Genomic DNA, 15,734 nt, shown 5'->3' with positions numbered 1-15,734 from the left:
TTGCAAAATAATCTAAAAAACTAGCCGCTTGTTATTCTACCAACTTCCGCCAGCACCGCCTCCGCCCGTGTTACCACCGCCAAAGCCACCACTTGAGCCGCCACCAAAACCACCACCAGAGTTTCCTCCAAATCCACCGCCAAAACTGCCTCGTCTTGCACTATAAATAATACGTTCGGCTTGGCTTGGACTAATATATTGTCCACCTCGTTGTGAACGCCCAAAAATGAGTAAAATGATAAAAGCAAAGAATAAAAAAGTAAGAAAATCACTCATTTGAAATGCACTTTCATCATTTTCTATTGCTTCATATTCTCCTTGAGTGGCTGCAATAATTGCAGAAAGTCCTTTTGCAATACCTTGCGCATACAAATTCTGTTTAAAATAAGGCGTTATCTCGTTACGAATAATTGATGAGGCAATTGCGTCTGGTAATGCACCTTCTAACCCACGCCCAGTTGCAATAAATAATTTATGATCGTCTTTTGCAATTAACAATAGTACGCCATTATTCTGTTTTGAACGCCCAATTCCCCATTTATTAAATAAATTATGGGTATAACTAGAAACATCTTCTCCCTGTGTTGTTGGTACAATCACTACCGCAATTTGTGAGCTAGTTTTACGCCCATAATCACTCAACGCATTTTCAAGAATTTGCCACTCATTTTGACTTAGTGTTTTCGTATAATCGGATACATACCGAAAAGGAGTCGGCACATTAGGATAGTTTGCCCAGCTAGTTAAACTAAACAGCAACATTAAAAACAATAGATTAAAACGGAAGAGTAATCTGATCATTTAATTACAACCTCATTCGCTAGTTCATTTTTATCATCAGGTTGAATAGGGAAATACATTGCTAGTTGTTGTTCAACCTGTGTAATTCCATTTAAAATGGCCAAGGTAAATTCTTTTTGTTGGCAATATTTTTTCATTACGCCATAAACCGTCTGCCAAAAATCATCGCCCACTTTTTGATGAATACCTTCATCACCTACTACAGCAATTAATCTAGGTTTTAAAGAAAGATAAATTAAAACGGCATTTCGTTGTGCCGTTTCTCGCATACTTAATTCATCAAACAATTGATTTGCTCGTTCAATCGCAGGCAAATTTTTAGTTTTACGTTCTACAACAACTCGTAGCTCTGCCGATGTTTGTTGTTCTAAATGTAAAATTGCCTGTTCGATTTGCTGAATATCAATAGGCAATTTCGGTGTTAAAAATGAGAAAATACCCATAATTTCTCCATAACAAGCGGTCAGTGTTGCTAAAAATGAAAATTGGGGTAATTACCCCAATTTTTAACTAATTAAAATTTACAATCGGTGCTTTTTCTGAGCCTACTTCTGCTTTAAATTGCGGTTTTGCTTTAAAACCAAAAATCATTGCAGCTAATTTCGTTGGCATTTGACGTACTTGTTTATTGTACTCTTTAACTGCCATATTAAAATTATTTCGTTCTACATTGATACGATTTTCCGTTCCTTCAATTTGCGCCTGTAAATTTAAAAAACCTTCGTGAGCTTTCAATTCAGGATATTTCTCCACACTCACTAACAAGCGAGAAAGCGCTGAATTAAGCCCATTTTGTGCTTGTTGAAATTGTGCCATTTGCTCTTCAGTCGCATTACTTGGATCAATTTTAGTTTGAGTTGCTTTCGCTCGAGCTTCAATCACCTGTGTTAAAGTATCTTTTTCAAAATTTGCTTGCCCTTTAACCGTATTTACCAAATTAGGAATTAAATCCGCTCGGCGTTGATAAGCCGATTCAACATTTCCCCAAACAGAGTTAATATCTTCTTCTGCTTTGACTAAGTTATTATAGCTACCGCTTAACGTCATACCACTAACAACCGCAATAATTGCGATAATGATCAATACGATCCACTTTTTCATTTTAAAATCCTCTTAATACAAAATACCCCAATAATTGGGGACACAAAATATAGCATAAAATTAGCTATTTGCTTATTATGACCGCTATTTACTTAGCCTAATTCACGTTCTTTCTCAGGTAATTTATTGAAAACACGTTCTTTCAATGTGCTAAGTAACTCCTGTCTGACCACAGAAAGTTTTGGTCGTTCATTCTTACTAAAAACCACTGGGCGGCAAAATTCCATTGCTTTAATACCAAGCCGTGCCGTTAGTAGTCCTGCACCAATACCCTGAGCTGCCCGCATTGATAACTTCGCCGTAAGATTTTGTGAGAAAAATTCCATTCCAATATCTGTCGCTATTTCTGTCGCCCCTGCAAATACCATATTCGTTAAAACCATTTTAAACAACTTCAAACGGCTGAAATAGCCTAACTCCATTCCATACATTTTGGTAATTTTATTCACTAAGGCAATATTACGCCACGCCATCATAAGTACATCAACAATCGCCAAAGGGCTAATGGCTACAATAATGGCATTTTCAACTGAACTTTGGCTAATCAATTTTTTTACTTGTTTATCAATAGGTTGAAGTATATTTTGGCTAAAAAGAAATAATACTTCTTGAGCATTATAGGCTTCATCTAATTCGGCTAACCAACGTTTTTTCCCTTGCATAATGACCGAAGATTGATCAAGATTAGACAACACTGATTTGCAAAAAGTAATCGCTAAATCACCGCTTGCTGGCTGGTTCTCAGCTAACAGTTGCAGGCTTTCTTGTTGAGCGTGATAATGCTTACGTAACCATACTAATTTTCGCCATTCTGCAATCATTGCACCAATCCCCACAAGGCTAACGATAAAAAATGAGACTGCAAAAGCAAAATAGATCCAATTCTTCATTTGCCAAGTATCTATAAGCCATTGAACAGATTGAGCCAGCACCGCAAAACTAAACAGCACTAACACGCCCAGTAAAACCCTTACCCAAAAACGAGACGGTTTAGCCATTTCATCAATGATCAATTCAACTTCACTTTCTTCAATCTCTTTTTCAATTTTTATATTGGCATGATCAAACTCTCGCTTAGGTTGATGAATATCTTGTTGAATTGGTATTTCTTGTTCAAAAATTCGTTTTTCCATTAGTTTTCTATCGCTTGAATAATGTGTTGTTTTAACTCTTCGTAGCCATGTTCTGTTTTTAGTATTTCAAATAAAGTTACCGCTTGTGGGTATTCTTTATCTAAATAACGCAGCCATTGCTTAATTCGTGCAACATGATAAAAGCCAGAATCTTGCTCATTTTCCATATTTACATACTGATATAACAGCTGTAAGACATTAGCCCATAACATTTTAGGTTCATTGAATTTAATGACACGGCTTAAATTAGGCACATTTAATGCTCCTCGTCCAATCATTAAATCTCGACAACCTGTCACCGCTAAACATTGTTGAGCCGATGAAAAATCCCAAATTTCACCATTGGCAATAACGGGGATATGCAATTTTTTCCGAATTTCACCGATTGCCTGCCAATTAATACGTTCGGCACGATAACCATCTAATTTAGTTCGCCCATGTATAGTGATTTCATTTGCTCCCGCTTGTTGCACCGCATCGGCAATTTCAAAGCTGTACTCGTAGGAATCCCAGCCTAATCGAACTTTAACAGAGACAGTCTGATCAGCAGGTACGGCTTCTCGCATTGCCTTAGTTGCTCGATAAATTAAATCAGGTTGCTTTAATAATGACGCGCCACCATTACTGCCATTAACCGTTTTAGAGGGGCAACCACAATTCAAATCAACCCCAAACGATCCTAATTCCACAGCAAGCTGTGCATTTTCAGCAAGCCACTCTGGGTGTTGTCCTAAAATTTGCACCCTAACAGGCGTGCCTGAGAGTGTTCGCCCGCCTTGAAGTAATTCTGGACAAAGGCGATAAAACGCTTTTTTTGGTAACTTTTGATCAACCACTCGTACAAATTCTGATATACAGAGATCATACTCATTTACTGAGGTTAAAAGCTGACGAACAAAAGGATCTAACACGCCTTGCATAGGGGCTAGAATAACCCGTTGTTGCATAATTTTCACTAATCTAACCGCTTGTTAATAGGAAAATAAACGTCTATCTGGGCGAGCGATCAAATAAATAATCAATGCAGTCAAAGCCCCTAAGGTATCCGCTAACATATCTTTTTGAGCGTCCCAAATATCACCTTGCGAGCCTAAAAATTCTATACCTGCTGTACCACCTTCTTTCACTGCATATTGCCATTCAATAATTTCATAAGCAGCAGCAACAGACATAATAAAAAATAATGAGAAGAAAAAGGCAACACCTAAGCCGCATTTACGTTTACGTAATAGCCATTCCGCCATTGGGAAGCTGTAAAAACCAATAATATAATGGGCGACACGATCAAAATGGTTGCGATCTTCACCTAAAAATGGAGCTAAATACTGATTTGCCCAATCAAAAGGTACATTAGCAAAAGTATATTTCGCTCCAATTAAATGTAAAATTAACCATAAAGACATTAAAAAATAGGCAAGACCGCTAAATTGAAAGTGTCTGTAAGTTAGACAAAGTAAGCCAAATACAACAAAGATTGGCAACGTTTCTGCATACCAAACCGCTCGATCTATCGGATTTAGCCCTGACCATAAGGATAATATAATTACCACAATAGCAAGAAATAGTGGCACGATATGGGAACGAGGCTGCATTATCTCCAACCTCTCGCTTTATTAATCAAATCATATGCAGCCTGAATTTGCTGTGCTTTTTCTTTAGCCACTTCCATCATTTCTGGTGGAAGCCCTTTTGCAACTAATTTATCTGGGTGATGTTCATTCATCAACTTACGATAAGCTCGTTTAACTGTTGTTTGATCATCATTAGCATTAACTCCTAAAACACTATAAGCATCGTCTAATGTTGGGCCACTACGATTTTGTTGGCTGTAACGATGATAAGATTGTTCTTGTGAACGCTGATAGCTACTTTGCTGATAGTTTTCTTGCTGCTGGTAATAGCCTGAGCGAAAACGTTGCGCGGCTGCGACCATTGCTAACATTTGATCAAACTGAGAACGAGACATTCCCAACGTTTCTGCAATAGTAAATAAAATCTGTTGTTCCGATTGCTCCAATACACCATCTTGCACTGCGGCTTGCATCTGAACCTCAACAAAAAATCGCAATAAATCATTACGCTGACCACAAGCTTCACGAAATTCTCTAATGGCTTGGCGTAATGGAAAATCAATCTCTTTACCTAACTGAAAGGCTTTTTGAGCAAGCTGTCTATGTGCTTCATCAAGATTCATTCTTGCCATTAAACTACGAGCAAGCTGAATATCATCTTCCGTTACACGTCCTTTCGCTTTAGAAATATGCCCAAGTACAGCAAATGTGGTTTGCATAAAGAGAGACTGGCGAGTTAAAGCCTTTCCAAAAACAGAAGAAGAAACCGAACCTAATTCATATAATTTCTTATCCGCCCAATGTCCTATTGCTAACCCGAGTAAGCCACCAAAAAAACCACCTAAAAATTTATAGCCTAGAAAAAATCCAAGCAGTTTACCAACAAATTGCATTATAAATCCTATTTCACAGGAAATTCTACCTTAGCCTATTTTAACGGATTTATCCGAGAAATCGGAAAAAATAATATAGAAAATAGCATAAAAAAATAAAGCCCCAAATAATTGGAGCTTTATATAAAGTAATAAGTTTTAAATCAAAATCTTATTTATATTCTAATACTGCACGACGATTTTTCGCGTAATCTGATTCTGTATGACCTAACACTGCTGGTTTTTCTTCACCATAAGAAGTTGTTTCAACACCCGTTGCACCTTTAGATGCTAAGTAGTTTTGTACTGCATTTGCACGACGTTGGCCTAATGCAATATTGTACTCTGGTGTACCACGCTCATCAGTATGGCCTGCAACAATTACACCTGCTTTAGATGCATTTAAATATGCAGCATGAGCATCTAATAAATTACGGTATTCACCTTCAACAGAATAACTATCAAAACCAAAATACACAGTATTATAACGAGTTTGTAAATCTTGAGCAGATAAACCACCAAAATTCTGACCAGCCATATCTGCTGCTGTATTTGCCATATTTGCGTTTGCATTAGCATTTGCTTTATCGCTAGAACTGCTACATGCAGCTAAAATAAAAGCGGGTGCTGCGATCATTAACACTTTAGCTAGTTTTTTCATTATTGTTTTCTCCAAAAAGAATTATTGTTTAGTCAAATACGGTGACCAAGCAGGGAATTTATATTGTCCACCTGCTCCTGGCAAGTTAGCTTTAAATCGCCCATCTGCTGACACCAATTGTAGCACTTTGCTCACACCTTTGGTAGAGCTGTAAATAACCATTGTTCCATTTGGCGAAATACTAGGACTTTCATCTAAAAACGTTGAACTTAAAACCTCTGTGCTACCAGAAGCCAAATCACGTTTTACAATTTTATCACCAGAAACCATGATTAAATTTTTGCCATCTGCGGATACTTTTCCACTACCATTACCGCCGATTAAACCTACGCCGCCACCAGAAGCTCCCATACGGAACACCTGAGGAGAACCATTACGATCAGAAGTAAATAAAATTGAACTGCCATCTGGCGACCAACTCGGCTCAGTATTGTTTCCCGCACCACGAGTTAATTGACGAGGCGTTCCACCATTTACCCCTGTAACATAAATATTTAATAAACCATCTTGATTTGATGCAAAAGCAATTAAAGATCCATCAGGAGAAAATGCAGGTGCACCATTATGCCCTTTTAATGCTCCAACAACTTTACGAGCACCTGAACGCAAATCCTGAACAACTACTTGCGCTTTTTTATTTTCAAAAGTTACGTACGCTAATTTTGAACCATCTGGCGACCAGTCTGGAGACATTAGCGGTTCTTTACTGCTGACGACATTAAATGCATTAAAACCATCATAATCAGCAACTTTTAACTCATAAGATGACACACCACGCTGTACAACATAAGCAATTTTAGTTCTAAATGCCCCTCGAATTTGAGTTAATTTTTCAAATACTTGATCACTTACTGTATGTGCACCAAAACGCATTTGTGTTGCTGGAACATTAAATGAGCCTTGAGCTAATACAGCCGCTGGTGTACTTAATGTATCTACCAACTGATAAGCAATATTATACCCATTACCTACGGCAGAGACTTGTCCAACCACTACTGTATCAACACCAAGATCTGTCCAATTTTGAGAATTAATTTCAGCAGCGGATCCTGGTTGTTCTTTCATTGAAGTAACGGGAACGGGACTAAATTTTCCACTATTACGCAAATCACTACTAATAATTTGTGCAACTTCTGGTGCAACACCAATTCCTTTAAAAGGAACAACTGCAATAGGTTGTGCTGAATTTATTCCTTCATCAATTGCAATCACTACATCAGACTCCGCTCTAGTAAAACTAGAAAACAGTAACACCGATGCGGTTAATATTACTTGGCTATACTTTTTTAGATCCATTAATAAATCCTTATGTTATTGAATTTTCAAACTAAATCGTAATTCAGGCGATTTATATCTTTCGTAAACTTGATCATTTGGTGCTGGTGGTACTGTTTTAGTTGCTACAATTGCATTAACTGCTGCTCGACAAATATCTTCCGGACCAGCAAGAACTTGATAATTACTAATTTGGCCATTCCTTGCAATAAACAAACGAACTCGACATTCTCTTCCTCTAAAATTGTCTTCCACTCTATAAACTCGTGCAATTTTTTTCTTAATTAAATTTTCATAAGCCTTATCTACAGCACTACCATTACCCACGCTTTTAGCATTACCCGATCCTTGTGCGCCTGCTGAATTTTTATTTCCACCACTTGCACCGATTTCACCACTATTTAAAAAGTCATCTAATGCCTTATTTTGTTTAGCTTTGGCCGCTTTTTCTTTCGCTTCTTTTTCTGCTTTAAGTTTGGCTTCTTTCTCGGTTTTTTCTTTTGCCTCTTTTTCTGCTTTAAGTTTAGCTTCCTTCTCGGCTTTTTCTTTTGCCTCTTTTTCTGCTTTAAGTTTAGCTTCCTTCTCGGCTTTTTCTTTTGCCTCTTTTTCTGCTTTAAGTTTAGCCTCTTTCTCGGCTTTTTCTTTTGCCTCTTTTTCTGCTTTAAGTTTAGCCTCTTTTTCTGCCTTAAGTTTGGCTTCTTTCTCGGCTTTTTCTTTTGCCTCTTTTTCTGCTTTAAGTTTAGCTTCTTTCTCGGCTTTTACTTGCTCTTGAATAGCCTGCTTTTGTGCCCCCGCTTTTGCTTTTTGATCTTTTTCAGCCTGTTTAGCTATGGCTTCTAATCGTTTTGCTTCGGCATCTGCTTTCAAGCGGGCTAATTCTGCCTCTTTTTTACGAGTTTCTTCTTTTTTCCGTAATTCTTCTTGCAAGGCTTGCTGACGTTGTTGTTCTTTTAAACGCTTTTCTTCTTGCTGACGTTTTTGCTCTTCCAACTTTTGTTCTTGTAATTTTTTCTGTTGAACTAAAGCAATTGATTTTTCTTGTTTTTGAGCAACCGTTTCTTCTGGAATAACGTCTAATTGTTCTTCTTTTATTTCTTCTTTTGACTTAGATTGATTTGCTTTTTTATTCTGTTTTACCAAATTATAAGCGTCTGCAACTTGTGCGGTATCAACCATTACCGCTTCAAATTCTTCTGTTTCCCCTCCATTTCCACCAGCTGAAGGTTGTAGAATTGGACGAGTGAATAAAGCACCTAGCACAATCAAGCCAATTAAGACTAAATGCAATAAAATTGACACAATAATTGCCAATTCTAATCTATTATTATTCCCTTTCACCCAGCTATCCTTGTGCTTTATTTTCCTTGAGTCATCAAACCAACTGATTTGATTCCTGCATCTTTTAACAATGAAATCCCCTTCATTACTTCCTCATAGGGAACATCTTTTCCACCAGCAACTAAGAAAAGCGTATTATTATCTTTTTGAAAAGCTTCAGCAGAATAGTTAACAACATCTTGTTCCGTTAAATAGCCTTGTTCATTCACTTGAATATAATTGCCATCTATTTTCAACTTGAATAATCCTATTCCTGCTATTTCCAAAATAACAGGAATTTTATCTTCATTTGACACTGACTGACTATGACTTTCTTCAGGTAAATCAACTTCTACACTCTGACTAATAATTGGAGCTGTAGCCATAAAAATTAGCAGTAATACAAGCAATACATCAAGAAATGGGACAATGTTGATTTCAGATTTGATGTCATTACGTTTACGGCGACGATAAGACATAGTTCCCTCTTATAATTTATCTATGAGATCTACCTATACAAGCGGTTAGATCAATTAAAACTTTGCGATTTCTATTTTTTAGTAAATGCTTGACGATGCAAAATTGAAGTAAACTCATCAATAAAATTCACATAATTTTGCTCTAATTTTGCGACTTGTAAATTTAGCCTGTTATAAGCCATTACAGCTGGAATTGCTGCAAATAAGCCAATTGCAGTGGCAATAAGTGCTTCTGCAATACCTGGTGCAACAGATTGCAATGTTGCTTGTTTTACTGCAGTAAGCCCCATAAATGAGTGCATAATTCCCCATACTGTTCCAAATAAGCCAATATATGGGCTAATTGAACCTACTGTAGCTAAAAACGGAATATAATTTTCGACCTGTTCCACTTCTCGGTTTAATGCTAAATTCATTGCACGGGTCGAGCCTTGAATAACAGCATCAGGAGAGCCCGTATTAAGCTGCTGCAAACGGTTATACTCTTTAAATCCAACATAAAAAATTTGTTCTGAGCCTGCTAGCACTTCACGGCGTTTTTCCAACCCATCACTTAAACGGTGTAAATCTTCTCCAGACCAAAAACGGTCTTCAAACGCTAAAGACTCTTTTTTAGCTCGGGCTAGTACTTTACTGCGTTGAATAATAATCGCCCAAGAAATAATTGAGAATGCAATTAAAATAAAAATTACCACTTTCACCACAATACTGGCTTCTAAAAAGAGCGATAATAAATTAAATTCAGTTGGCATTTAAAACTCCAAAATTAGTAAATTTTTGTTAAATTAGACCGCTTGTAATGCCTGATAAATAGAAAATGGCATTTTTATTGGTTTCATTTTTTGCAAATCAACCGTTGCAACAAGCACTTTTGCCAAGCTTAAACAACGGTCTGCTTTCCATAGAAATTGTTCAAAAACAATACTTGCTTTTCTTATTTCTGTTATTTTTGTTTCAACAATCAATTGATCATCTAGACGTGCAGCTTCTTTATAGTCAATCTCTAGGTGTTTGACAACAAAAGCAACATGTTGTGCCAATAATTTCTGTTGTGAAAATCCTAAAGAGCGTAAATATTCAGTCCTAGCTCGCTCAAAAAAATTAAGATATTGAGCGTGATAAACTACCCCACCTGCATCTGTATTTTCATAATACACTCTAATTGGAAAATTCATTATCAATACCTAGATTTACTAACAAAAATGTCTAAAAACTAGACGATAGTTATTCGATATTGTAGAGAGAGAAAAGTTATTGTGCAAGCTCTTTCAACTTTATATTGTGAAAAAGTCTCAGAACTTGCAGAAAAATCTTATTTAGCTAAAACAAGATAAAAGATTGAAGGGATAATGATTAAATAACCTACTATTGGCATAAAAATCATTCTAAACAATGCTGTACGAATTTCAAATCCAATTCCATGAATCCACAATATTGCCATTCCATAAAAAACAAGTATAGCCAAATAAGGAATAGTACCGCCAAAATGATGAGCAAAAGTTGCTGAATTCAATATAATTAATACGAACATTGCTGTTGCTAAGATAAAAGAAAGGGCTTTTAGCCAGCCCTTTCTTGTCATTTTATACAGAAAATTGATCATTCTTACTCGTCAAATTTACCTGTTTTTTCAACGCTAATGGTAATTACTGTTGCAAACAATACAGCAAGTAAAACACCCAATACCCAAGTTACATAAAACATAACAGCTCCTTAATATAAAGTTGCGTTATTGCTTTCGATAAATTTAGCATCAAGACGACCATACATCTTAATGTAGCTCCAAATCGTATAAGAAAGCACCATTGGTACGAATATACATGCAACAATGAACATTACATGTAATGTATTATGGCTTGCTGTTGCATCCCACATTGTTAAGCTCATTTCTGGGTGAGAAATTGATGGCATTACAAATGGGAACATTGATACGCCTGCAGTTAAAATAACGCCTGCTAACATCAATGATGAACTAAAGAAAGCAAAACCATTTTTATTCGCTTTAGAAGCAATGATAGTTAATAAACCACCTACAACCGCTAATGCAGGAACAACCCAAAGGATTGGCATTTCTGCATAATTTTTAAACCAAGCACCCGCTTCTACAGCAACGGTCTTCGTTGTAAAGATAGATAGTCCATTATGATCCATTGTGCTTGTTACAATAAAGCCATCTTTAAAATATAGCCACGCACCTGCAACAATGAAGGTAACTAGTGTAAGCAACGCTGTTAATTGTGCCATGGCTCTTACACGATTACGCAATTCACCCGTTGTTTTCATTTGTAGCCAAGTTGCACCTTGTGTTACCAACATCATCAAACTAACTACACCACAAAGTAGAGCAAATGGATTAAGCAATCCAAAGAAACTACCCGTATATTTCATTTGATATAAGTTATTATACTCAAAAGGAACACCTTGCAATAAGTTACCGAAAGCGACGCCAAAGACAACAGTTGGAACAAAACCACCAATGAATAGTCCCCAATCCCACGCACTACGCCATCTTTGATCATCAATTTTAGCACGATACTCAAATCCAACCGGACGGAAGAATAAAGCCGCTAAGACCAAGATCATTGCAATAAAAAATCCAGAAAAAGACGTTGCATAAACTGTTGGCCATGCCGCAAAAATTGCACCGCCCGCAGTTAATAACCAAACTTGGTTACCATCCCAATGTGGTGCAATTGAATTAATCATAATACGGCGTTCTACATTGCTTTTACCAATAACAGGTAATAGGATTAATACTCCCATATCAAAGCCATCAGTAATTGCAAAGCCAATTAACAATACGCCAATTAAAATCCACCAAATAAAGCGTAGAACTTCATAATCTAACATTGTTTACTCCTACTTATTTTGCAGATTGTTCAAAATAATAACGACCTGTTTTTAATGCACTTGGACCTAAACGACCATATTTAAACATTAAATACATTTCTGCTACTAAGAACAATGTGTACAATCCACATAATAGCCCAATTGAAATATAGAGATCCGTTGTTGTTAATAACGAATTACTTACCCCTGTTGGCAATACATTGTACACAGCCCACGGCTGACGGCCATATTCTGCCAAGAACCAACCGCTCTCAATTGCAATCCAAGGTAATGGGATACCCCATAATAATGCTTTTAATACGATAGGTTTTGTTCCCACTGTACCACGTAGATTTTGAATAAATGCTAATCCGATTAATAATAACATTAATCCACCAGCAGCCATCATACTACGGAATGCCCAGAAAGTTGGACCTACTTTAGGAATTGTGCTATCTGCTGCTTTTTGAATCTGCTCTTCTGTCGCATCAACAACTTTATCGGTATAAGCTTTTAACAATAACCCAAAACCAAGATCTTTTTGTGCAACTTTAAATGCTTCTTTTTCTTCAGCAGTATAATTTCCTGAACGTAGTTTTTCCAATAGCGAATAAGCCACTATACCATTACGTACACGCTGTTCATTTTCAACACGAAGCTCTCTTAAACCTCTAATTTGTTTATCAAACGAACGAGTTACGATAATACCTGCTGCATAAGGTAGCTCAATAGCAAAATCATTTTTTAGCTCTGCAGTGTTTGGAATCGTAATTATATTCCAAGGTGCTGGTGCTGGAAGTGTTTCAAACTCCGCTTCCATTGCTGCTAATTTTACAGGTTGGGCTTTACCAATCTCATAACCAGATTCATCACCCATCATTAAAACAGACAAGATAGCAACTAAACCAAAACTTGCTCCAACAGAAAATGAACGACGAGCAAAGCCTAAATCTCTACCTTTTAAAATATAGTAAGCACTAATACCTAATACGAAAATAGCCCCACAAGTATAGCCTGCTGTAACGGTGTGTAAGAATTTAGTTTGCGTTACTGGATTTAATACAAGTTCAGAAAAACTTGCCATCTCCATACGCATAGTTTCAACATTGAATTCTGACCCCACCGGATTTTGCATCCAACCATTCGCAACTAAGATCCATAATGCAGAGAAATTAGAACCAAATGCTACCGCAAATGTTGCCATTAAATGTTTTGCTTTAGATAAACGATTCCAACCAAAGAAGAAAAGCCCAACAAATGTTGATTCTAAAAAGAATGCCATTAAGCCTTCAATAGCTAATGGAGCTCCAAAAATATCACCCACATAGTGAGAATAATAAGACCAGTTCGTACCAAATTGGAATTCCATTGTAATCCCAGTTGTTACCCCTAAAGCAAAGTTAATACCAAATAACTTACCCCAGAACTTGGTCATATCTTTATACACTTCTTTACCTGTCGTTACATAAAGTGTTTCCATTACAACAAGAACGAATGAAAGCCCTAATGTTAAAGGTACAAATAAGAAGTGGTAAAGTGCAGTTAATGCAAACTGCAACCGTGAGAGTTCAACAACGTCTAACATCTCAAACCTCTATGTATATACTAGTTCAAATTATCGATTACAAAACAATAGTAATCACCCAAAAATAAAAATTGATCTGGCTATCCACAAGCTACCGAGATCGCAATCTATATTCTACTCTCAAATGTAAAATTAAAAAATAGCAAACCTCTCATATCTATAATATATTAGACCTATTATTCAAATATCTAAGTAGGCCACCCCGTTTATTTGATATAAATCAAGATGTTATTGTTAGTGAAACACATAAAATTAACTATTTTAAGCTAATAAATTGCCCATTATTGATTTTATGATAAAAGTATAATGACTTGTTTACATTTATTTAGTAAAATCTAAAAAATTTTAGCTCAGCTTAAGAGAACAATTATGAAAAACAGATATTTTCCAGCCATATTGCTAATGAGTGGCTTATTGCCTCTAGCAATGAACAGTACTGCTTCTGAGCTGAGGACTTCATCACTCGCTGCAGTAAAAACACAAAGTACTGCTCATAATATTGCACAGCAATGCCAGCTACTCTTTAAAGAAGGGGATAAGCTTATTTTAGAAGCTGCAAAACAACCCGGCACACATATTCAAGTGAAAAGAATGAAAGATAAGCTAACCTCATCTAAACAACAAATCTTAAAAATGGATATGGTAATGCAACAAAAAAGTTGCAATAAAGGCTTGACAGCTTTAAATACTTTAAAACAAAAATACTAATTACTGCTATAGAATCGATAAATCCAAATAACTACACAAACTCTTTTATAGCAGCTTTTATAGCAAGCGGTGGCTTCCAAATTATTTTTACATTCAGAAAATAAAAAATCCTACATTTATTGTAGGATTTTTTATTTTAACATTGTAATTATTTTTCAGAAGTAACCGCTTCAGGTAATGAGTAGATTGGTGTTTCTTTTACTTCTACTTGTACTTCCTTTAAATTCTCTTCACGAATTTTAGCCACTAATTCTGCGTCATGTAAATTTTCTGCCACATACAACGCCATTGTACGGTCATTGGCATTACATTCTTGATGAGCAAGTAACTGTTCAAAATAAGGTTTAGCTTTCTCAAATAATCCCTCTCTTGCATATAGATAACCTAAAGCTCGAGCATAATCATCTACATAATTCTCTTTTGCTTTATTTGAACGTTTTGCTAAAATTTTCAACAATTTACTATTTTCAGTCACTTGTAAATGAGTTAATTCAATAAATAGACCCTGCAGCTGTTCATCATCAAATTTCTTAACCGTTTCTAAAGCGATCTCTTCCGCTGATTGCTGATCATCACTTGCTAATAAACGTTTAATCAATGCAATACGTACATAAACAGAACGGCGGCGACTACTTGGCTGACTTTCCCACCATTTCAGCAATCCCTCTTGCCCTTCTTCATTCATTATTTCATCTAATAACCCATCGGTTGCTTGCTGTTTAAGCGCTTCAAATTCCTCCGCTAATAAGAAACTCCGTTGTCCAATTTCATCTAAGATGTTATCTAATGCTTTATAAGCTTTTGATTTTTGGTAAATTTCAATTGCTAATCGTAACCCATCTATATTATTCGGAGCCAACTCTAATAAGCTATCTACTGCACTACGAGCTGCAGGTAATTTTCCTTGTTGTAATAATAAACGAGTACGAGCTAATTCAACAACTATACTATTTGGGCCTGCAATTTTCACTGCTTCTATAAGATATTTATTGGCAGACAATTCATCGCCTTGCTGTTGTGCAGATTCGGCTGCTTTAATGAAATTTAACACAGGCTCATCAGAATATTTTGCATTTTTACTAATCAATTTTTCTGCTTTAGAATAATTACCCGCAGTCATCTGCATTAATCCTTCTAAAGTCTGCTTTTGTGCTTTTTTATGCTTACGATTACCAAACCATTGGTATGAATTACGACTTAAACGTAATAAACGAGTAACCACCCACTCAACAACATAAACAACTACCATTAACACTGCAAACAAAACAACTAGCATTACAATGCTCATTTCATAAACAGAATGTTCTGTTTCAATCCGAACATAACCTTGATTGCCCGATATATAAGGACCTAAGATCAATCCTGCCAGCACTAATAACATTAAAAAAAGAATACGAAACAT

The 15,734-nt window shown here is 36.2% G+C and carries 19 protein-coding genes; 1 reads left to right on the top strand and 18 read right to left on the bottom strand.

All coding sequences use genetic code 11. From position 1 onward, the window contains the following. Positions 1-36: 36 nt before the first annotated feature. The 17 genes from A6B43_RS07105 to A6B43_RS07025 all read right to left on the bottom strand — a co-directional run bounded on the left by A6B43_RS07105 (position 37) and on the right by A6B43_RS07025 (position 13,624). On the bottom strand, positions 37-801 hold the full coding sequence (locus A6B43_RS07105; RefSeq protein WP_124210285.1) for a TPM domain-containing protein: 765 nt from the start codon (positions 799-801) through the stop codon (positions 37-39). Next, a complete protein-coding gene (locus A6B43_RS07100) occupies positions 798-1,244 on the bottom strand; it encodes a TPM domain-containing protein (RefSeq protein ID WP_124210284.1) in 447 nt (148 codons plus the stop codon). The genes A6B43_RS07105 and A6B43_RS07100 overlap by 4 nt, the downstream gene beginning before the upstream one ends. Before the next feature lie 67 nt (positions 1,245-1,311). Then, a complete protein-coding gene (locus A6B43_RS07095) occupies positions 1,312-1,902 on the bottom strand; it encodes a LemA family protein (RefSeq protein WP_124210283.1) in 591 nt (196 codons plus the stop codon). Positions 1,903-1,994: 92 nt separating this feature from the next. Further along, the gene (locus A6B43_RS07090) at positions 1,995-3,035 is read right to left on the bottom strand and encodes a TIGR01620 family protein (protein ID WP_124210282.1); all 1,041 of its coding nucleotides are present in this window, start codon (positions 3,033-3,035) and stop codon (positions 1,995-1,997) included. Continuing rightward, positions 3,035-3,982: a tRNA dihydrouridine(16) synthase DusC gene (gene dusC / locus A6B43_RS07085; protein ID WP_124210281.1), complete on the bottom strand. Its 948-nt coding sequence runs from the start codon at positions 3,980-3,982 to the stop codon at positions 3,035-3,037. The genes A6B43_RS07090 and dusC overlap by 1 nt, the downstream gene beginning before the upstream one ends. Positions 3,983-4,006: 24 nt before the next feature. Further along, entirely contained in the window at positions 4,007-4,627 is a 621-nt protein-coding gene (locus tag A6B43_RS07080) for a DUF2238 domain-containing protein (RefSeq protein ID WP_124210280.1), read from the bottom strand. Beyond that, entirely contained in the window at positions 4,627-5,499 is an 873-nt protein-coding gene (djlA, locus tag A6B43_RS07075) for a co-chaperone DjlA (RefSeq protein ID WP_124210279.1), read from the bottom strand. Before djlA ends, A6B43_RS07080 begins: the two co-directional genes overlap by 1 nt. Positions 5,500-5,650: 151 nt before the next feature. After that, positions 5,651-6,139 (bottom strand): OmpA family protein, encoded by a 489-nt coding sequence (locus A6B43_RS07070; protein ID WP_124210278.1) that lies wholly within the window; start codon positions 6,137-6,139, stop codon positions 5,651-5,653. Between the two features lie 21 nt (positions 6,140-6,160). Next, entirely contained in the window at positions 6,161-7,435 is a 1,275-nt protein-coding gene (gene tolB / locus A6B43_RS07065) for a Tol-Pal system beta propeller repeat protein TolB (RefSeq protein WP_124210277.1), read from the bottom strand. Positions 7,436-7,450: 15 nt separating this feature from the next. Next, entirely contained in the window at positions 7,451-8,752 is a 1,302-nt protein-coding gene (gene tolA, locus A6B43_RS07060) for a cell envelope integrity protein TolA (protein WP_124210276.1), read from the bottom strand. Between the two features lie 17 nt (positions 8,753-8,769). Then, entirely contained in the window at positions 8,770-9,210 is a 441-nt protein-coding gene (tolR, locus tag A6B43_RS07055; protein ID WP_124210275.1) for a colicin uptake protein TolR, read from the bottom strand. Positions 9,211-9,281: 71 nt separating this feature from the next. Next, on the bottom strand, positions 9,282-9,962 hold the full coding sequence (gene tolQ, locus A6B43_RS07050; protein ID WP_124210274.1) for a protein TolQ: 681 nt from the start codon (positions 9,960-9,962) through the stop codon (positions 9,282-9,284). Between the two features lie 33 nt (positions 9,963-9,995). Beyond that, on the bottom strand, positions 9,996-10,385 hold the full coding sequence (ybgC, locus tag A6B43_RS07045; RefSeq protein WP_124210273.1) for a tol-pal system-associated acyl-CoA thioesterase: 390 nt from the start codon (positions 10,383-10,385) through the stop codon (positions 9,996-9,998). A gap of 137 nt (positions 10,386-10,522) precedes the next feature. Next, positions 10,523-10,813, bottom strand: a complete 291-nt coding sequence (gene ybgE / locus A6B43_RS07040; RefSeq protein ID WP_124210272.1) for a cyd operon protein YbgE — start codon at positions 10,811-10,813, stop codon at positions 10,523-10,525. Positions 10,814-10,815: 2 nt separating this feature from the next. Then, the gene (locus A6B43_RS07035) at positions 10,816-10,914 is read right to left on the bottom strand and encodes a CydX/CbdX family cytochrome bd oxidase small subunit (protein WP_124210271.1); all 99 of its coding nucleotides are present in this window, start codon (positions 10,912-10,914) and stop codon (positions 10,816-10,818) included. A 9-nt stretch (positions 10,915-10,923) separates the two neighbouring features. Then, the gene (cydB, locus tag A6B43_RS07030; RefSeq protein ID WP_124210270.1) at positions 10,924-12,060 is read right to left on the bottom strand and encodes a cytochrome d ubiquinol oxidase subunit II; all 1,137 of its coding nucleotides are present in this window, start codon (positions 12,058-12,060) and stop codon (positions 10,924-10,926) included. A gap of 13 nt (positions 12,061-12,073) precedes the next feature. Then, positions 12,074-13,624, bottom strand: a complete 1,551-nt coding sequence (locus A6B43_RS07025) for a cytochrome ubiquinol oxidase subunit I (RefSeq protein WP_124210269.1) — start codon at positions 13,622-13,624, stop codon at positions 12,074-12,076. Between the two features lie 369 nt (positions 13,625-13,993). On the opposite strand from A6B43_RS07025, the gene A6B43_RS07020 reads away from it, so the two are divergent. Next, complete coding sequence (locus A6B43_RS07020; RefSeq protein ID WP_170152414.1) at positions 13,994-14,332, top strand: DUF5339 domain-containing protein; 339 nt, start codon at positions 13,994-13,996, stop codon at positions 14,330-14,332. Positions 14,333-14,480: 148 nt separating this feature from the next. Here the strand turns inward: A6B43_RS07020 and A6B43_RS07015 are convergent, their stop codons facing one another. Beyond that, the gene (locus A6B43_RS07015; RefSeq protein WP_124210268.1) at positions 14,481-15,734 is read right to left on the bottom strand and encodes a heme biosynthesis HemY N-terminal domain-containing protein; all 1,254 of its coding nucleotides are present in this window, start codon (positions 15,732-15,734) and stop codon (positions 14,481-14,483) included.

The organism is Vespertiliibacter pulmonis, assembly GCF_013377275.1.
In the GTDB taxonomy this organism is placed as follows: domain Bacteria; phylum Pseudomonadota; class Gammaproteobacteria; order Enterobacterales; family Pasteurellaceae; genus Vespertiliibacter; species Vespertiliibacter pulmonis.
This window is presented reverse-complemented; position numbering and strand designations above follow the sequence as displayed.